This is a genomic window from Xanthomonas sp. NCPPB 3200, from assembly GCF_056393585.1.
Genome location: NZ_CM150785.1, coordinates 1983926 through 2001737 on the forward strand (window position 1 = coordinate 1983926; position 17812 = coordinate 2001737).

22 protein-coding genes and 1 tRNA gene are annotated in these 17812 nt (G+C 65.6%); 13 read left to right on the forward strand and 10 right to left on the reverse strand.

Annotated features, from left to right (window positions below; all coding sequences use genetic code 11):
• The first annotated feature begins 47 nt into the window (after positions 1-47).
• The 13 genes from folP (at position 48) to AC06DU_RS08715 (ending at position 12874) form a co-directional block, all read left to right on the forward strand.
• The gene (folP, locus tag AC06DU_RS08655) at positions 48-950 is read left to right on the forward strand and encodes a dihydropteroate synthase (protein WP_167762707.1); all 903 of its coding nucleotides are present in this window, start codon (positions 48-50) and stop codon (positions 948-950) included.
• Entirely contained in the window at positions 950-1933 is a 984-nt protein-coding gene (gene miaA, locus AC06DU_RS08660; RefSeq protein ID WP_478204392.1) for a tRNA (adenosine(37)-N6)-dimethylallyltransferase MiaA, read from the forward strand. Before folP ends, miaA begins: the two co-directional genes overlap by 1 nt.
• A gap of 77 nt (positions 1934-2010) precedes the next feature.
• Entirely contained in the window at positions 2011-2289 is a 279-nt protein-coding gene (hfq, locus tag AC06DU_RS08665; protein WP_005915027.1) for an RNA chaperone Hfq, read from the forward strand.
• 11 nt (positions 2290-2300) lie between these two features.
• Positions 2301-3620, forward strand: a complete 1320-nt coding sequence (gene hflX / locus AC06DU_RS08670) for a ribosome rescue GTPase HflX (protein WP_024939578.1) — start codon at positions 2301-2303, stop codon at positions 3618-3620.
• Between the two features lie 336 nt (positions 3621-3956).
• The gene (locus tag AC06DU_RS08675; RefSeq protein WP_039515969.1) at positions 3957-4451 is read left to right on the forward strand and encodes a CinA family protein; all 495 of its coding nucleotides are present in this window, start codon (positions 3957-3959) and stop codon (positions 4449-4451) included.
• A gap of 138 nt (positions 4452-4589) precedes the next feature.
• Positions 4590-4838 carry a hypothetical protein gene (locus tag AC06DU_RS08680; protein ID WP_146091078.1) on the forward strand — a complete coding sequence of 83 codons (249 nt, stop codon included), beginning with the start codon at positions 4590-4592 and terminating at the stop codon, positions 4836-4838.
• Between the two features lie 370 nt (positions 4839-5208).
• Positions 5209-6885: a 2-polyprenylphenol 6-hydroxylase gene (gene ubiB, locus AC06DU_RS08685; RefSeq protein ID WP_054591131.1), complete on the forward strand. Its 1677-nt coding sequence runs from the start codon at positions 5209-5211 to the stop codon at positions 6883-6885.
• A 93-nt stretch (positions 6886-6978) separates the two neighbouring features.
• A complete protein-coding gene (gene lexA / locus AC06DU_RS08690; protein WP_102256348.1) occupies positions 6979-7626 on the forward strand; it encodes a transcriptional repressor LexA in 648 nt (215 codons plus the stop codon).
• Positions 7627-7798: 172 nt separating this feature from the next.
• Positions 7799-8833 carry a recombinase RecA gene (gene recA / locus AC06DU_RS08695; RefSeq protein WP_016904265.1) on the forward strand — a complete coding sequence of 345 codons (1035 nt, stop codon included), beginning with the start codon at positions 7799-7801 and terminating at the stop codon, positions 8831-8833.
• Positions 8834-9108: 275 nt separating this feature from the next.
• The gene (gene recX / locus AC06DU_RS08700) at positions 9109-9597 is read left to right on the forward strand and encodes a recombination regulator RecX (RefSeq protein WP_024939583.1); all 489 of its coding nucleotides are present in this window, start codon (positions 9109-9111) and stop codon (positions 9595-9597) included.
• A 101-nt stretch (positions 9598-9698) separates the two neighbouring features.
• Positions 9699-12347, forward strand: coding sequence for an alanine--tRNA ligase (alaS, locus tag AC06DU_RS08705; RefSeq protein ID WP_154831830.1), 2649 nt, complete (start codon positions 9699-9701; stop codon positions 12345-12347).
• A 138-nt stretch (positions 12348-12485) separates the two neighbouring features.
• On the forward strand, positions 12486-12698 hold the full coding sequence (gene csrA, locus AC06DU_RS08710; protein ID WP_024939585.1) for a carbon storage regulator CsrA: 213 nt from the start codon (positions 12486-12488) through the stop codon (positions 12696-12698).
• Positions 12699-12781: 83 nt separating this feature from the next.
• Positions 12782-12874, forward strand: a tRNA-Ser gene (locus AC06DU_RS08715).
• Between the two features lie 44 nt (positions 12875-12918).
• On the opposite strand, the gene AC06DU_RS08720 is transcribed toward AC06DU_RS08715, so the two are convergent.
• The 10 genes from AC06DU_RS08720 to AC06DU_RS08765 are packed head-to-tail and all read right to left on the reverse strand — an operon-like array spanning position 12919 to position 17783.
• Positions 12919-13143, reverse strand: coding sequence for a helix-turn-helix transcriptional regulator (locus AC06DU_RS08720; RefSeq protein ID WP_478204074.1), 225 nt, complete (start codon positions 13141-13143; stop codon positions 12919-12921).
• Positions 13136-13492 (reverse strand): hypothetical protein, encoded by a 357-nt coding sequence (locus AC06DU_RS08725; protein ID WP_478204076.1) that lies wholly within the window; start codon positions 13490-13492, stop codon positions 13136-13138. The genes AC06DU_RS08720 and AC06DU_RS08725 overlap by 8 nt, the downstream gene beginning before the upstream one ends.
• Positions 13485-13703 carry a hypothetical protein gene (locus tag AC06DU_RS08730; RefSeq protein WP_478204078.1) on the reverse strand — a complete coding sequence of 73 codons (219 nt, stop codon included), beginning with the start codon at positions 13701-13703 and terminating at the stop codon, positions 13485-13487. The genes AC06DU_RS08725 and AC06DU_RS08730 overlap by 8 nt, the downstream gene beginning before the upstream one ends.
• A complete protein-coding gene (locus tag AC06DU_RS08735; RefSeq protein ID WP_478204079.1) occupies positions 13700-14245 on the reverse strand; it encodes a hypothetical protein in 546 nt (181 codons plus the stop codon). The genes AC06DU_RS08730 and AC06DU_RS08735 overlap by 4 nt, the downstream gene beginning before the upstream one ends.
• Positions 14245-14820, reverse strand: a complete 576-nt coding sequence (locus AC06DU_RS08740; RefSeq protein ID WP_478204081.1) for a hypothetical protein — start codon at positions 14818-14820, stop codon at positions 14245-14247. The genes AC06DU_RS08735 and AC06DU_RS08740 overlap by 1 nt, the downstream gene beginning before the upstream one ends.
• A gap of 3 nt (positions 14821-14823) precedes the next feature.
• Positions 14824-15732: a recombination-associated protein RdgC gene (locus AC06DU_RS08745; RefSeq protein WP_478204082.1), complete on the reverse strand. Its 909-nt coding sequence runs from the start codon at positions 15730-15732 to the stop codon at positions 14824-14826.
• 21 nt (positions 15733-15753) lie between these two features.
• Positions 15754-16359 (reverse strand): hypothetical protein, encoded by a 606-nt coding sequence (locus tag AC06DU_RS08750; protein WP_478204083.1) that lies wholly within the window; start codon positions 16357-16359, stop codon positions 15754-15756.
• Entirely contained in the window at positions 16352-16630 is a 279-nt protein-coding gene (locus tag AC06DU_RS08755; protein WP_478204084.1) for a hypothetical protein, read from the reverse strand. The genes AC06DU_RS08750 and AC06DU_RS08755 overlap by 8 nt, the downstream gene beginning before the upstream one ends.
• The gene (locus AC06DU_RS08760) at positions 16627-17568 is read right to left on the reverse strand and encodes a phosphoadenosine phosphosulfate reductase domain-containing protein (RefSeq protein ID WP_478204085.1); all 942 of its coding nucleotides are present in this window, start codon (positions 17566-17568) and stop codon (positions 16627-16629) included. The genes AC06DU_RS08755 and AC06DU_RS08760 overlap by 4 nt, the downstream gene beginning before the upstream one ends.
• Positions 17565-17783: a DUF7220 family protein gene (locus tag AC06DU_RS08765; protein ID WP_046933447.1), complete on the reverse strand. Its 219-nt coding sequence runs from the start codon at positions 17781-17783 to the stop codon at positions 17565-17567. Before AC06DU_RS08765 ends, AC06DU_RS08760 begins: the two co-directional genes overlap by 4 nt.
• Positions 17784-17812: the final 29 nt, after the last annotated feature.

The following is a 17812-nucleotide window of genomic DNA, read 5'->3' on the forward strand; positions in this document are numbered from 1 at the left end:
CCTCGCCCCGGCGGCGCTGATCGCAACCATCCAAGGAGACACCACCGATGTTTGACACTGCCCTCAAGCTGGATTGCGCCGGTCGCGCGCTGCGACTGGATGCGCCGCAGGTGATGGGAATCGTCAATGTCACGCCGGATTCGTTTTCCGACGGCGGCCAGCACGCCAGCTGCGACGCCGCCATCGCGCATGGTTTGAGGCTGGTCGAGCAGGGCGCTGCGGTGCTGGATATCGGTGGCGAATCCACCCGCCCCGGTGCCACGCCGGTATCGCTGGAGGAAGAGCTGCAGCGCGTGGTCCCGGTGATCCAGGCATTGGCGCAGCAGACCACTGTGCCGATCAGCGTGGATACCTACAAGCCGGAGGTGATGCGCGCGGCGGTCGCGGCCGGCGCCGGCATGATCAACGACGTGCATGCGCTGCGCTCGCCGGGGGCGCTGGATGCGGCAGCCGAATTGCGGGTGCCGGTGGTGTTGATGCATGCGCGCAGCGCGCCGCATGCGATGCAGGACGCGCCGCACTATGACGACGTGGTGGCTGAGGTGCATCGCTTCCTGGCCGAGCGCATCTTCGCGGCCGAAATGGCCGGGATCGACAAGCGCCGCTTGATCCTCGACCCGGGGTTCGGCTTCGACAAGACCACCACGCACAATCTGACCGTGCTGGCGCAGTTGCAGCGCCTGCAGGAGTTCGGTCTGCCGGTGCTGGCGGGGCTGTCGCGCAAGCGCAGCATCGGTGAGTTGACCGGGCACCAGCTCGCCGCAGAGCGCGTATACGGCTCGGTCGCCGCGCATCTGATCGCCGCCCAACACGGCGCGATGTTGCTGCGGGTGCACGATGTGGCCGCCACCGTGGATGCCCTGAAGGTGTGGAGCGCGATGACGGCGATTCCGCTGCCGCGCGTGAGCGCGCCTGCGGCACCGAGCATTCGCTGGCCGGACGAGGACTGATGCCGGCCGACCGCCGACCGCTGGCGATTGCGCTGATGGGGCCGACCGCCAGCGGCAAGACCGCGCTGGCACTGGACGCCGCGCAGCGCTGGAACGGCGAGATCGTCAGTGTCGACTCGGCGCTGGTGTATCGCGGCCTGGATATCGGCGCGGCCAAGCCGGATGCGGTGATGCGGGCGGCAGTGCCGCATCACTTGATCGATCTGCGCGAGCCCTGGCAGATCTATTCGGCGGCGGAATTCGCCAGCGATGCGCGGCAGGCGATCGAGCAGATCGTGGCGCGCGGCAAGCTGCCGATTCTGGCCGGCGGCACCGGGCTGTACTTCCGCGCCTTGCTGGAAGGGCTGTCGCAGTTGCCCGAGGCCGATCCGGCGGTGCGCGCGGCAATCGCAGCCGAAGCCGGGGAACTTGGCTGGGCGCGGATGCACGCACAACTGGCGGACGTCGACCCGGTCGCGGCGGCGCGCATCCACACCACCGATCCGCAGCGGATCCAGCGCGCCCTGGAGGTCTACCGCATCAGCGGCAGGCCGATCAGCTACTGGCAGGCGCTGCCTTCGGGTCCCCGTTTGCCGGTGCGGGTGCTGAAGGTGGTGCTGGCGCCGCGCGAGCGCGCGGTGCTGCATGCACGCATCGAGCAGCGCCTGGACACGATGCTGGCACAGGACTTTCTGGCCGAGGTGGAACGTCTGCGGGCACTGCCGCAACTGCGTGCAGTCTCCGCGCCGCTGGATCTGCCCGCAGTGCGCGCGGTGGGGTATCGCCAGGCTTGGGAGTACCTGGATGGGGCCGGTCGCCTGGCCGACTTTCGCGACAAGGCGGTGCAGGCCACCCGTCAACTGGCCAAGCGGCAGCTCACCTGGCTGCGTGGCGAGCTCGACGCGCGCTGGTTCGACCCGGAGCATGACCGCCAACGATTGGAAAGTGCACTTGTCGGCTTCCTCGGCCAACGTCCCGCTGTACGGCAGGCTTCAGGCGTGTAACATCCCGTTTCCGGGGCCGGCTGGGGATGGCAGGTGTCGACCGGGACTATAAGAACAATAATGAAGAGGAGTTTTCGATGGCTAAGGGGCAATCTTTACAGGACCCATTCCTCAACGCGCTGCGGCGCGAGCGGGTGCCGGTTTCTGTGTATCTGGTCAACGGCATCAAGCTGCAGGGCACGATCGAGTCGTTCGACCAGTTCGTGGTCCTGCTGCGCAATACCGTGAGTCAGATGGTCTACAAGCACGCCATCTCCACGGTCGTGCCGGCGCGCAATGTGCGCGTGGGACCGGGTGGTGGGTATGTGCAATCCAATGAAGGCAACCAGGCGGAAGATGACGACGTCGAGCAGTAATGGAGTAGTGCGTGTTTGATCGCTCACGCAAGGGTGAACACGCGTTGTTGATTCAGACCCACTCCGGTGGGCCTGCCGAAGAGGATGTGCTGGAGGAGTTCGCCGACCTTGCCAAGTCGGCGGGCGCCACGGTGGCGGCCACGCTCACCGCGCGCATCGACAAACCGAACCCGTCGACCTTGATCGGCAGCGGCAAGCTGGAAGAGATCAAGGCTGCTGCCGAGGCCACCGGTGCGGATCTGGTGTTGGTCAATCACACCTTGTCGCCCGGCCAGGAGCGCAATCTGGAGCGCTATCTGGAGCGGCGCGTGATCGACCGCACCGGCCTGATCCTGGACATCTTCGCGCAACGGGCACGCAGCCACGAGGGCAAGCTGCAGGTGGAGCTGGCGCAGTTGCGGCATATGGCCACCCGGCTGGTCCGCGGCTGGACCCACCTGGAGCGTCAGCGCGGCGGTTCGATCGGCCTGCGCGGCCCTGGCGAAACCCAGCTGGAAACCGACCGTCGCCTGCTGCAGAAGCGGGTGGAGCAGTTGCAGCAGCGGCTGGAAAAGGTCGAGGTGCAGCGCACCCAGATGCGGCGTGCGCGCATGCGCAGCGAACTGCCGCGGATTGCGTTGGTCGGTTACACCAATGCCGGCAAATCCACGCTGTTTAACGCCTTGACCGGTGCGGAGGCCTACGTGGCCGACCAGTTGTTCGCCACGCTCGATCCCACCGTGCGCCGCATCGCGCTGCCGGGCGGCAGTGCGATCCTGGCCGATACGGTCGGCTTCGTGCGTGACCTGCCGCACCAACTGGTCGCCGCATTCCGTTCGACCTTGTCCGAGGCGCGCGACGCCGATCTGCTGTTGCATATCGTCGATGCGGCCGACCCGCTGCGCGAGGAACGCATCCAGCAGGTCGATGAGGTGTTGCATGCGGTGGGTGCGGGCGATCTGCCGCAGCTGCTGGTATTCAACAAGATCGACAAGATCGAAGGCGCGCAGGTGCGTCACGATGCGCAGGACGGCATTCCCGACCAGGCGCGGCGTGAGCGCGTGTGGGTCTCCGCGCGCGACGGACGCGGGCTGCAGGAATTGCAGCATGCGCTCGGGCAGCGACTGGACCTGCGCCATGTGACCGGGCAACTGCGGTTGCCGCCGTCGGCCGGCCGTCTGCGCTCGAAGTTGCACCAACTGGAAGTGGTGCGCGGCGAGCAGTCCGACGAGGACGGCTGGTTGCTGGAGGTCGACCTGCCGATGGTCGAGGCCGAGCGCCTGGCTGCCGGCGACGACGGTGCGCCACTGCGGGCGATGCTGCCCGATCGTCGCGAAGACTGGGAGTCGTGAGCGGCGCTGCACGGTCGGCTTGTGCCAGCCGTGCAGATCGTCGTTGTCGGGGCAGGCCGATATCTGCCGGCGGTGTGGCGATCGCGCTGGGTGACGGTGGGTTCTGTTGCTGGCGCGACCGAATGCGTGTCTGCCGCAGTCGTGCAGGCGTGAGAATGTCCGCCAGCCGCCGATATCCTTGCGATCCGGTTACCAGCGCAGCCGATGCCCGTTGCCATCGGCTGCACACGGCCACTGAACCCTGGCCACGTCGTCGCTGGCGCGGATTGGGCGCCAGCGCAGACAGGCGCGGCGAATTCGGCTAAAACGTCGGTTGCTCTTTCACTCGCCGTGCCCATGTCCATGTCCGCCGATTCCGAACTGCAGCAGCTGGCCGAACGCCTTGGTCAACAGCTGCTTGCCGCGCGCGAGCGCCTGGTCACTGCCGAGAGCTGCACCGGTGGCTGGATCGCCAAGGCAGTCACCGATGTGGCGGGGTCCTCGCACTGGTTCGATTGCGGCATGGCCGCCTACAGCTACGAGGCCAAGCAGGCCTTGCTGGGCGTGCGGCCGCAGACGCTGGAAGTGCATGGTGCGGTCAGCCGCGAAACGGTGATCGAAATGGTGTCGGGCGCGCTGGTCAATTCCGGTGCGAGCATCGCGGTGGCGGTGACCGGCATCGCCGGCCCGGGTGGCGGCAGTGAGGACAAGCCGGTCGGCACGGTATGGATCGGCTGGAAGCGGCGCGGCGGCTATGCCACTGCGCAGTTGTTCCAGTTCGCTGGTGATCGCGATGCAGTGCGGCGTCAGACCGTGGTTGCCGCGCTGCAGGGCTTGAGCGCACTGCTCTAATTCCGGCGAATCCGTCGACCGCTACGAGCTCGGCGCCAGGGCCAGCTGGCTAGGTGACAACCGTCTGCTCAATGCCGCGCTGTCCTACCAGGACTTCAGCGACTTTCAGCGCAGTCATTTCCTCGCAACCAGCTCCTGGTGGGTGCCATTCCCAGCGTGGTGTCGCGCGACATCGATACCGAACTGCTGCGGCAGGGCGTCATCCCAGGCCTGATGCGGCAGGGCGGGCTCAGCTACAAGGATGCTGCGTTTGGTCGCGATCCGCTGCTGCCCGGCAGTCTTGATTGTCTGGGCGCGCCGCGCACGTATGGGGTGACCTTGCGATTACGGGATGAAGGCTTGAAGACCTGGGCACGCCCTTGCCAAGCCACCAGGATGCAAGCGTAGGCGCAACCTCGGCTAAGCCGGCAAACGTCCATGACGCGACAGGCTGGTGCAGATCGGCTACAAACAAGGTCCCGTCTTCAACCCGCATGCCGATGCTTCCGCTGTTTGCTCATGCGTTGTTTTTGTCCGTACCGTGCCGATCTGCTGGCGATGTCCCGGTGTTGCCCGATGGCCTGCGCGCATCCGGCAGGCAACCGATGCCGGAGGCGGCCGCTCGGTGCGCCATCGTGTGCGCAAGCGATCATGCCGCCATGGCGGTTGCGCGTGGTCGTGCATGCTCAATGGGTGCGCGCAGCGACGGCACACATGCAGCGATGCACGTTAACGCCATTTGTCCTGTTGCCGCAGCGCGATCGCAGGCGGTGTGCTGATGTGGGAAGCGCTCGGCACCGTTCGGGACCTGGGGCGGCTGCAGGAAATCGCCGCGGTGCTGATCCGTTACGGATTCGGCGATGTGGTGCGGCGCATCGGGCTTGCCGACGTGCTCGAACGTGCCGGCAAGCTGCTGCACTGGCATAACGCCGAGGGCCGCCTGCGCATGTCCGCCGCGACGCGGGTGCGGCGCGCGCTCGAGGAACTCGGGCCGACCTTCGTCAAGCTGGGGCAGGTGCTGGCCACGCGTGTGGACCTGCTGCCGCCGGAGTGGATCGAGGAGCTGAGTGAGCTGCAGAACGCGGTGCCCGCGCTGCCGTTCGAACAGATCCGCCCGCAACTGGTGGCAGCCCTGGGCGCGGAGCCGGAAAGCGTGTTCGCACGCCTGGACGAGCAGCCTCTGGCTGCGGCATCGCTGGCGCAGACGCATCGCGCCTGGCTGGCCGATGGCACGCCGGTGGTATTAAAGATCCGCCGCCCCGGCATTGGCGATGTCATCGATGCGGATCTGCGCCTGTTGGCACGCCTGGCGGAAATCGTGGAAACGCGTGCTCCCGATCTCAAGCGCTATCGCCCCGCCGAGGTGGTGCAGCAGTTCACCGTCTCCCTGCGGCGCGAACTCGATTTCGCCGCCGAGTGCCGCAATGCCGAGCGCATCGCAGCCAATTTCGTCAACGACCCCCAGGTGGTGGTGCCGTCTGTCTATTGGCAGTGGACCTGCGAATCGCTCAACGTGCAGGAATTCATCGACGGCATCCCGGGGCGGGATCTGGTCGCCGTGGATGCGGCCGGCCTGGACCGCAAGGCGCTCGCACGCACCGGCGCCGGGATCGTGTTGAAGATGGTGCTGCAGGATGGCTGCTTTCACGCCGACCCGCATCCGGGCAACATTTTCTATCTGCGCGACGGGCGCATCGCCGTCATCGATTTCGGCATGGTCGGGCGCGTTTCCGAGCAGCGCCGCTTCCAGGTCGCACAACTGCTGCATGGCATGGTCAGCTACGACGCCGAAGCGGTCATCGACGTACTGCTGGAGTGGGCTGGTACCAGCCTGGAGATCGATGAGTCGCGGCTGCAGCAGGATATCGGTGCCTTCGTCGACGAGTACCGCGGGGTGCCGCTGAAGGAGCTGCGCATCGGCGCGATGCTGGGCGATGTGACCTCGATCCTGCGTGATCACGGGCTGACCCTGCCGTCGGATCTGGCGTTGATGATCAAGGCGTTTTTGACGCTCGAAGGCATGGGACGCCAGCTCGATCCGGATTTCGACATGGCCACCGAGGCGCGCCCGTATCTCGAACGCGTGGTGCTGCAGCGTTATGCGCCCAGCGCGATGCTGCGGCGCAGCCGTCGCACCGTGACCGGTGCGATCGACCTGATCGGCGATCTGCCGCGCGACCTCAAACGGCTGCTGCAGGCAGCGCGGCGCGGCAAGCTGCAACTGCAGATCGAAACGCGTGCATTGCGCGAGTTCGGCGAGCAGGTCGATCGCGCGGCCAACCGGCTCACCATGGGGATCGTGACTGCCGCGCTGGTGATCGGCTCGTCGATCGTCATGAACAGTGTCGGGGGCAGTGCCAGCCGCTGGCTGCTCGCGTTGGGCGTCGGCGGGTTCATCGGAGCAGCCCTGTGCGGCGTCTGGATACTGTTCTCCATCTGGCGCAGCCGACGCTAAACGCGGCACGCGTGCCGACTCCGGTGGCTGCCTCGTGCCTAGCCAGCGACACGGCTATTGCGCAGGCGTCAGTTAGTAGTAATACTACTAACCATGGACCTGACCGATACCCAGCAAGCAATCCTGGCCTTGATCGCCGAGCGCATCGATGCAGACGGCGTACCTCCCTCGCAGACCGAGATCGCGCGCGCCTTCGGCTTCAAGGGTGTGCGCGGCGCGCAATACCATCTGGAGGCATTGGAGCAGGCCGGTGCGATCCGTCGCGTGCCCGGCCAGGCCCGCGGCATCCGTCTGGCCGGGCAGGGCGCCCAGTCGCGCACCCCGCCTGCCGCTGCAGGCGAGCCGGTGCGCGATGATGTGCTGCGCCTGCCGGTGCTGGGACGCGTGGCGGCAGGCCTGCCGATTGGCGCGGATATCGGCTCGGACGACTTCGTGGTGCTGGACCGGGTGTTCTTCTCGCCGTCGCCGGACTATCTGCTCAAGGTGCAGGGCGACTCGATGCGCGACGAAGGTATTTTCAACGGCGACCTGATCGGTGTGCACCGCACCCGCGACGCGCGTTCGGGGCAGATCGTGGTGGCGCGCATCGATGAGGAGATCACGGTCAAGCTGTTGAAGATCGGCAAGGACCGCATCCGCCTGCTGCCGCGCAACCCGGACTACGCGCCGATCGAAGTGTTGCCGGATCAGGATTTCGCGATCGAGGGCCTGTACTGCGGGCTGTTGAGGCCGAATCGTTGAGTACTGCGCCGATGGCCCCACTGGCGTTATCCCGAGCCGGTGCCGCAGGATTTCCCGCTGCCATCGCCATGGCCACCTCCCTAATCTGAGTGTGTCGCAGCCAGTCTCAGCCTGTGCGATACACCGCCGTTACATTCGCCCTACACCGAAATCACTGACAAGGATCACCCAGATGGATGAGAACAAGAAGCGCGCCCTTTCCGCCGCACTGAGCCAGATCGAGAAGCAATTCGGCAAGGGCTCGGTGATGCGCATGGGCGACCGTGTGATCGAGGCCGTCGAAGTCATTCCGACCGGCTCGCTGATGTTGGACATCGCACTGGGGATCGGCGGCCTGCCCAAGGGCCGCGTGGTGGAGATCTATGGTCCGGAATCGTCGGGCAAGACCACCCTGACCCTGCAGGCGATTGCCGAATGCCAGAAGAAGGGCGGCACCGCTGCCTTCATCGACGCCGAGCATGCGTTGGACCCGATCTACGCCGCCAAGCTGGGCGTCAATGTCGACGACCTGCTGCTGTCGCAGCCGGACACCGGCGAACAGGCGCTGGAAATCGCCGACATGCTGGTGCGTTCCGGTTCGGTGGACATCGTGGTGGTCGACTCGGTCGCCGCGCTGACTCCGAAGGCGGAAATCGAAGGCGAAATGGGTGACCAGCTGCCGGGCCTGCAGGCCCGCCTGATGAGCCAGGCGCTGCGCAAGCTGACCGGCAATATCAAGCGTTCCAACACGCTGGTGGTCTTCATCAACCAGCTGCGCCACAAGATCGGCGTAATGATGCCGGGCCAGAGCCCGGAAGTGACCACCGGCGGCAATGCGCTGAAGTTCTACGCATCGGTCCGTCTGGATATCCGTCGTATCGGCGCGATCAAGAAGGGCGACGAAATCATCGGCAACCAGACCAAGATCAAGGTGGTCAAGAACAAGCTGGCGCCCCCGTTCAAGCAGGTCGTGACCGAAATCCTCTACGGTGAAGGCATCAGCCGCGAGGGTGAGCTGATCGACATGGGCGTGGAAGCCAAGCTGGTCGAGAAGGCCGGCGCCTGGTACAGCTACGGCGAAGAACGCATCGGGCAGGGCAAGGACAACGCGCGTGGCTATCTGCGCGACAACCCGCAGGTTGCAGTGCGGCTGGAAGCCGAGCTGCGTGAGAAGTTCCAGCCGGCCGAAGCGCCACGCGAAGCCGGCGACGACGTCGAGAAGGAATAACAGCAGCCAGGCAGTGCGAGCCCAGCCGTCATCAGGCAGGTGTCTCGGCAGCAGCGCGAACCGGGACGTCCGCGTGGGGCCACCCCGGTTCTGCCTACCGGCCGCGTCCGCCTGATGGCAGAACGGCAGCACTGACGGCTGTGGCAGGTTTTCTATCGCGGGGACGGCGGAGTCAGTGCCGTCGCTTCCCGCGGTAGATCTATTGAGGGCCAGGAGGGCAGGCGCCACGGACGGCGCATTGATGCTGTGTGGTTTTGGTACTCGGGACACCCACGATGGACGAGCAACAGCCCGCGCCAAAGCGGGGACGCCGGTTCAAGGAGCAGACGCCGGTACAACGCGCACTGGGATTGCTGGTGCGGCGTGAGCATTCGCGCAAGGAATTGAATCGCAAGCTGCTGGCACGCGGTATCGAGCCGGACGCTGCACAGGCGGCCGTGGAGCGCCTGGCTGAGGAGGGGTGGCAGGACGACACCCGTTTTGCGGCCTCGGTCGTACGCAATCGTGCAGGTTCGGGCTACGGTCCACTGCATATTCGCGCCGAGCTCGGAACCCACGGCCTGGACAGCGATGCCATCAGCGCCGCAATGGCGACGTTTGAGGGCGACTGGACCGAAAACGCGCGCGACCTGATCCGCCGTCGCTTCGGCGAGGAAGGGCCTACCGATCTCCCGCAGCGGCGCAAGGCCGCCGATCTGCTGGCACGGCGTGGTTTCGATGGCAACAGCATTCGCAGCGCCACGCGCTTCGACCTTGAGGACTGAGGGCGTCAGGCCTGCTACCCTTCGTGGTTTCAGGTTGTTCCGCTCATCTGCGCCCACATCTCATTGGGTGACCGGGACTGCCGCCCGCCCAATGCCAGCACATGAACGCATCCGCCAAATTCAGCACTTCCCAGATCCGTAGTGACTTCCTCGCGTTCTTCGAGGGGAAGGGCCACACCATCGTGCCATCCGCGCCGCTGGTGCCGGGCAACGACCCGACCTTGCTGTTCACCAACTCCGGCATGGTCCAGTTCAAGGACGTCTTCCTCGGCGCGGAGAAGCGTAGCTACGTGCGCGCGGCCGACGTACAGCGCTGCCTGCGTGCCGGCGGCAAGCACAACGATCTGGATTCGGTGGGCTACACCGCGCGCCATCACACCTTCTTCGAGATGCTGGGCAACTGGTCGTTCGGCGATTACTTCAAGAAGGACGCCATCAGCTGGGCCTGGGAGCTGCTGACCCAGGTCTGGAAGCTGCCGGCGGAGCGGTTGCTGGTCACCGTCTATCACACCGACGAAGAAGCCTTCGCGCTGTGGCGCGACATGATCGGCATTCCGGAAAGCCGCATCGTGCGCATCGGCGACAACAAGGGTGCGCCGTACGCGTCGGACAACTTCTGGCAGATGGCCGATACCGGCCCGTGCGGCCCCTGCACCGAGATCTTCTTTGATCATGGCGACCACATCGCCGGTGGCCCCCCGGGCTCCCCGGATGAGGATGGCGACCGCTTCATCGAGATCTGGAACCTGGTCTTCATGCAGTTCGATCGCCAGCCCGACGGCACCCTGGTGCCGTTGCCGGCCCCGTGCGTGGATACCGGCATGGGCCTGGAGCGCCTGGCTGCGATCCTGCAGCACGTGCATACCAACTACGAGATCGATCTGTTCCAGGCCTTGATCGGCAAGGCCAGCGCGCTGACCGGCGTCACCGATCTGGAGAACAAGTCGCTGCGGGTGATCGCCGATCACATCCGCGCCTGTTCGTTCCTGATCGTCGACGGTGTGCTGCCGTCCAACGAAGGCCGCGGCTATGTGCTGCGCCGGATCATCCGGCGTGCGCTGCGCCACGGCTGGATGCTGGGGGTACGCCAGCCGTTCTTCAGCAAGATGGTGCCGACCCTGGTCGAGCTGATGGGCGAGGCCTATCCCGAACTGGTGGTCGCGCGGGAGACCGTCGCGCGCGCACTGCTGGCCGAAGAAGAGCGTTTTGCCGAGACGCTGGACGCCGGCATGAAGATCTTCGACGACGTTGCTGCGCGCTCGCAGGAAGTGATTCCCGGCGCCGATGCGTTCCGCCTTTTCGATACCTACGGGTTCCCGGTCGATCTGACCTCCGACATCGCACGCGAGCGCGGCTTGCGCGTGGACATGGAGGGCTTCGAGTTCGCCATGGAGCGTCAGCGCGAGACCGCGCGTGCCGCCGGCAAGTTCGGTGGCGGCGTCGCATTGCCGGCCGATCTGGTCGCCACCATGTCGCCGACGGTGTTTCTGGGCTACGAGGCCTACGATGCCGATGCACTCAAGGTCGTGGCGTTGCTCAAGCAGGGCCGTCCAGTTGAACGCGCGGAAGCCGGCGACGAGGTCATCGTGTTCACCGACCGCACGCCGTTCTATGCCGAGTCCGGTGGTCAAGTCGGCGATAGCGGCCAGCTGAGCGGTAGCGATGTCTCCATCGAGATCACTGACACCCAGAAGTTTGCCGGTCAGTTCCATGGCCATGTCGGGCGCATCACCGAGGGTGCGCTGGCATTGGGCGATGTGCTGGCAGGCGGCATCGACGTGCAGCGTCGCGGCAAGACCATCCTCAACCACTCGGCCACGCATCTGCTGCATGCGGCCCTGCGCGAGGTGCTGGGCACCCACGTGCAGCAGAAGGGCTCGCTGGTTGCACCGGACCGCTTGCGGTTCGACTTCTCGCACTTCCAGCCGATCACACCCGAAGAGCTCGCCGTGATCGAACGCAAGGTCAACGCCGAGGTGCGCACCAACCACAGCGTGGAAGTGCACAACATGGCCATGCAGGAGGCGCTGGATTTCGGCGCGATGGCGCTGTTCGGCGAAAAGTACGGCGAGAACGTGCGCGTGCTGAAGATGGGCGGTTATTCCACCGAGCTCTGCGGCGGCACCCATGTCACCCGCACCGGCGACATCGGTTTGTTCAAGATCACCTCCGAGGGCGGTGTGTCCTCGGGCGTGCGTCGCATCGAGGCGGTGACCGGGCAGGGCGCTCTGGACCATGTCGCCGATGAAGAGCGACGTCTGCTCGAGGCAGCCAGCCTGCTCGGGGGCAATGCCACCGAGGTGGTCGACAAGGTTCGCGCGCTCACCGAACGTCAGAAGCGGCTCGAGCGTGAGCTGGAGTCGCTCAAGGCCAAGCTGGCCTCCGGTGCAACTGCAGACCTGGGTTCCAGCGCGGTCGATGTGGCAGGCGTCAAGGTGGTCGCCGTGCGTCTGGAAGGCTTCGATGCCAAGGCGTTGCGCGATGCGATGGATCGCCTCAAGCAGCAGCTGGGCGATTCGGTCATCGTGTTGGCAGGCGCGGCTGGCGGCAAGGTTGCGCTTGTGGCCGGCGTGAACGGCAGCCCAACTGGCAAGGTGAAGGCGGGGGAACTCCTCGGCCATATCGCCAGTCAGATCGGAGGCAAGGGCGGCGGTCGTCCGGATCTCGCCCAGGGTGGTGGCGAGGATGGTCCCGCCCTTGCGACCGCGCTGGAAGGCGTGCCCTCCTGGGTCAAGCAACACTTGGGCTGAACACTTGTCCTGGTATGCCTTGCTGGTTGGCAGGGTGTCCCGCTACCATTTCCGGTCTATTCCCTTTACCTAGGGCGCGCCTCGTCAGTCGGCCGCCGATGCTGGTGGGAAACCCACCGGTTCCAGGAGATTTGCAAAATGTTGATCCTCACTCGCCGGGTAGGCGAAACCTTGATGATCGGCGACTCGGTCACTGTGACCGTACTCGGCGTCAAGGGTAATCAGGTGCGTATCGGCATCACCGCACCGAAAGATGTTGCTGTACACCGCGAGGAAATCTATCAGCGGATCCAGCGTGGGGATGAGCCGGTCGCTTCCGGTGCGCATCAAGGCGACGATTCTTCGAATTGATCGTCATAAAGGGTTTACGTTAGCCCCTCTTACCCGGTATTCTTCGCGGCCTGCAACGGACACCGCGGCAGGACGCAAAAACTGGAGCGATGCCCGAGCGGCTGAAGGGGCTCCCCTGCTAAGGGAGTATAGGGTCAAAAGCTCTATCGAGGGTTCGAATCCCTCTCGCTCCGCCAATGTCAAGAAGAAAGCCCCCGTAAAGCGGGGCTTTTTTCGTTTATCAGCCGGCGTGCCCCATGCTCTGCCCCACACTCTGTGATCCGGTTTGCTGGATGATCCAGTCGTCCACTTCGGTCGACAGCCAGAGCGAACGCGAGCAGACCTTGTGCGGGTTGGGGAATTTCCCGGCCTTTATCTGCCGGTAGATCGTCGCCTTGCTCAGCCCGATCTTTTTGGGTAGGTCCTTGATGGGGATGAGCCGCAGGTCGGTCTCGGTGTCAGGCATCGGGTGTCTCCTTCAGCAGGTACTTCGTGTCGATGTTCCAGCCGGCCTCGCGCGCGCCCAGCAGGCGCAGCTCGGCCGCGTCGAATTCGTCCAGGCGCAGGAATGCGATCGCGGCATCGATATGGCCCGGCGCCAGCACGCGCCCGCGCGACAGGCGGTCGTAGACGTTCTGCACGCAGCACTGCCACGGCTCGGCCAGGTCCTGGATGCGCTTGCCCTCCTCGAGGAGGTGGCGCTTCAGCACCTGGCGCACGGTGGCCTTGCCGACTGGCACGCGGATGGGTCGGCCGCCGACGGCAAGCCCGTTACTGCGCGATTGGCGGGGAAGGGTGCGGGAGCCGTCAGACATTGCGCACCCCGTTAGCGATGCCAGCCAGCTCGCTGAGCATCTTGCGCAGCTCAGGCACCGACGACGGATCGATAACGATGTGCCGGCCCTCCTGCTCCAGCACGATGGTGCCGCCGGCATCGACAGACGCGCCGATGGCGACCTCGGTCAAGCCATCTTCGGTGGTGGCTTGCCACAGGATGCGCGGCGAATTGAACATCTTGGTGATCACGGCTGCACCTCGCCTGCCGGCTTGGCCTGCTGGTCGGCCACCTTCGCCCAAGAATCGAAGTTGATGCCCGGCCGCAGCTTTGCGCCCCGCCTTGGCACGAACTCAGGCCGGTGGATCGCCGACACCAGCAGCCTGGTCTCGGCTCGCTTGTTCGATGTAGCGCGGAACGGCGCGTCATACCAGTTGCAGTTGCCAAGCGGCACGCCGTGGGCAGGTTTGAGGCAGCTTCCATTCCATTCGAGAAGGCCCCATCCTGCCGGCAGCTCATCCACGGCGATGATGCCGGGCGGCGCAGCGTAGAAGCGCCAATCCCCAACGGCCCTGGATGGATCGGCACGATGTGGCTTCTTCGCGTCCGCCAGGAAGTCGGAGCGGCTGGCCTTCGCTTCTATGGCGACCGATGCACTTTCAAGCCAACCGATGGCATCCGGCTGTTCGGTGATATTGGCTTTAAAGGGATCACACAGAATGGCCGCAGCTCCATTGCGGCGGAGCCAGCGCACAGCAGCCGCCACAATCTGGTCATGGATTGGACCTGCCATCACTCACCATCCTTCGTCGCTGCCGGCTGGGGGTGGATGGCGGCATGACCGGGATGCCCGCTTGGATCTGAAAACCGGGCGAGCATGCGCGCCGCGATGTCGATGGCTTCCTCCAATCCATCCGACAAACCTTGCAGGTCGTCCGCATCCGGCCCGCCTTGTCGAAGGTGACGGCACAAGCCGGTGATGTCGTCGAAAGCGTTGATGAGCTCACTCACATCCACCGGCACAGCAGCAGGCGCGCGCGGCGCGTTCAGTTCTGCCAGCAGGTCATCCAAGCACATCCGGCGAGTATCCCCGGCGAGGCATATAGAACCGTCTCCGCTTGGATGCGCAGCGAATCGGCGCTGCCCCACCGGCTGGCGGGCGGCGAGGTGCACCGCTAGCGCGCACGCGAAGTCGGCGGCCAACCTGGTCTTGATGTACGCGGCGAAGTCATGGCGCTTCAACTCGCCGGCGAAATATTCGGCAATGAAGCTGCGCGCCCCGTCGCTAGTGCTCAGGATGTGGCGGCAATTCCCGCCGCTTCCCGCATCGCCCTTCAAATGTCCGGAATTGCCGGATTGTTCGTTCATCGGTCAGCCCTCCACTTTCGACAGGCGCAACGCCTGTTCGAGCACCAGGAACAGGCGGCGCATCTCAGCCGACTGCAACGCGAAGCGCGCATCCAGCTCGGCGCGCGCGCCATCGCCCTCTGCGGTCTCCAATTGATCCATGGCGCCGTCCAGCAGCTTGAACTTGCGTACCACCAGATCCTCGCCCAGGACGAACGACTGGTTATCGTCCAGCACCAGCGCCAGCTTGGTGACCTGCTTGCCGGCCTCCAGGTGCTTGTTGATCTCGTCGCCGCGCAGCTCCTGGTGCTGGCACTTCACGATGGCGCCGCCCTCGATCGGGTCGCGCAGCTCGGCCTCCTCGCCGATGCTCAGCGATTCCGGCAGCGGCTCGCCGGCGATCCATCCGGTGAGCACGGCGCGCGGCGCCACCTCGGCGTTGAGGGGCAGGGCCGGGAAGCTGCCGAGCATGCCGCGGATCTCCGACACGACGCTTTCGCCGACCTTGCGGCTGGAGGTGTTGACGATGGCCAGGCCGTTCGCAAGGTCGAGGATCACGTCGGTGCGCGAGTTGCGCACGAAGGCCTTGGGCAGCAGCTCGTGGATGATGTCGTCCTTCAGGCGCTTGCGCGAGCGACCGCCCACACGGCCGCCTGTGGCTTTCTCGATCTGCGCGCACTTCTGCTCCAGCGCGTCATTGATGACTGCGCCGGGCAGCATTTTGTCCTGGCCGCCGACGGCCAGCCAGAGGAAGTCGCCCAGCCGGTGGCTGAGCTGCTCGGTCTCCTCGCGGCCGAACGGGGAGACGAAGCCGCGGGAGGCCATCTCCAGCGCGCCGACCGGCTTGAGCGCGCACTGGGGCAGCCGCTCTTCGACGGCGGACAGGTCGAGGGAGGTGGGGAAGCGGAACATGGTGAGGTTGCGAAAGAACATGGTTGGTCCTTGGAGAGAGAATTAGGGGAGGCGACGGAAGGAGATGACCCACACCCAGGGGTTGGCGTCCCAGTTGCCGCCGGTGCCATCCCAGAGGCAGTGGAAAAGCTGCTGGGGCGTCAGGGTTTCGTCGGCGTCAGGTACGTGCCGCAGGAAGTCGATGCCCTCGGCCTCGGCGTCCGCAGCGCTGATCGCCTGCAGCCGCTCGACGCGCACGTCGGTGATCTCCAGCAGCAGGCGGCACATTGAGCGCGGCATGTGGATCGACGGGCGCAGCTTGATCTCGTACGGCTCGACTTCCGTGCAGTCATCGGGCGCCGGCGCAAGCCCCCAGTTGATTACGTCCTCGCCTTCCTGTGAGGCCGCGTAGACCGGTCCGATGTACCCGTGCTCTTCCACGCGCACTGTCGTTTCCTTGACCCACAGCCGGTCGCCGGGCTGTCCAAAGGGGCATGCGCGATCAATCACGTGCTGCGGCTCGCCCCCGAGTACCAGCGCGCCAGGGGTGTAGACGTTGCCAAGGTCCGGATGCTTCACCGGCTTCGCCACCCGGCGCGTCTGCGACTTCGCGCCGGACAGGATGGCGCGCACCATGGCGCCGTTGAACAGGATGGGGCGCTCACGCACGGTTGTGCTCCTTGTCGATCGCCGCGAAGCGCTGCGGCATCTGGGTGAGGTCTGGGCGCTGGCCGTTGCGCCAGGCGGTCTGGTAGTTGCGGCCGAACTGCTCGCGCAGCTGGTCGATCTCGCGGGCTTCGGGTGAGAGCTGGGCGCGGCGCAGCTGGCAGGCGCACTCGTAGCGCTGCAAGCGCGCGGCGTCGGTGATCTGGCGCGGCATGCCGGCGAGGTCGTGCTGCAGGATGGCGTCGAGGCCGCGGCCGAGGAGGGCGATGGTCATGCGGCTTGCTCCATCTCGCACAGGCCAAGATCCGAAGTGCAGCCACCGCCGGCCTGGTCATCGAAAAACATGGCGAACTGCCGGCCGCCGCGATCGGTCTGTGCCCATTCCACCAGCGTGCGAATCCGCGAGTACTCACCCGGTCGGTCGCGGTCGGTCGGGTCAGTCACAGCGGGGAAGAAAGTTGCGGATCGACGCTTGTTCGCCGAGGCCACGATCGATTCCCATTGCTCGATGCGGTCAATCTGCTCCGGGAACCGCGAGGCGATTTCGCGCAGCTCGCTCTTCCGGCAGTTGATGCACGGCATACAGCCAACGCGTCCCATGCCCTGGGCATAGAGCGGGTTAGGTGGGATGCCGTGGCGCCGGTGCTGGGCCCAGACATCGGCCACCGTCCACCGGAAGATAGGGCGCCAGACCATGGAGCCGGACTCGTGTCGATTGAAGCGTGGCTGCTTCGCTCGATTGCGGCTTTCGTCCGCCCGGATGCCAAGCCACTGCAGCACCGGGCCTGCACGCAGCATCTCGCCAACCACTTGCGTGGTGATCGGGATGGTCTTCAGCTCTTCCGTGCAGAACTGCGCCATCCGGCTTGGAAACCGGCCCTTGGAAATACACAGGTCGAGGAACGGATTGCCGGTCGGCTCATGCAGCGCGGCGGCCTGCTCCACGATCGCGTCCGAGATGCCTTGCGCTGGCCACTTCTCCAGGATGTAGGCGCGGTGCTGCGCAAGCTGGCGGGTGAAGTCGGCCCGCACTGTTTCTACAGCCGGCCCGCCGGTTCGTTCCGCCAAGCGCGCCACATACTCCAGCGTGGCCTCGTGCTCGTTGCCGGTGTCGGCGAACACGGCGCGGAACGGCCGGCCGGACTCGATCGCCTTGAGATACGTGGCGGTGCTGTCCTTGCCGCCCGACACATTGACCAGGTGCTGGATCATCGCCGCGCCTCCATACGGTTGAAGGCCCGGCGGACCAGGTAGCCGCGCACGATCGAGATGACCGTGTAGGCCGCGGTGATCCCGAAGGCCTTGCCGGCGCCGACCGAGTAGCCGAACGCGGCCAGGATCGGCGGCGTGACAGCCCAGCTGATGGCGAAGCCGATCGCGGTGCTGACGTTGGCTTCGAGAAACGACTGGAGCTTGGACTGGCTCATGCGGGCATACTCCGTTCGACGGCCGTCGG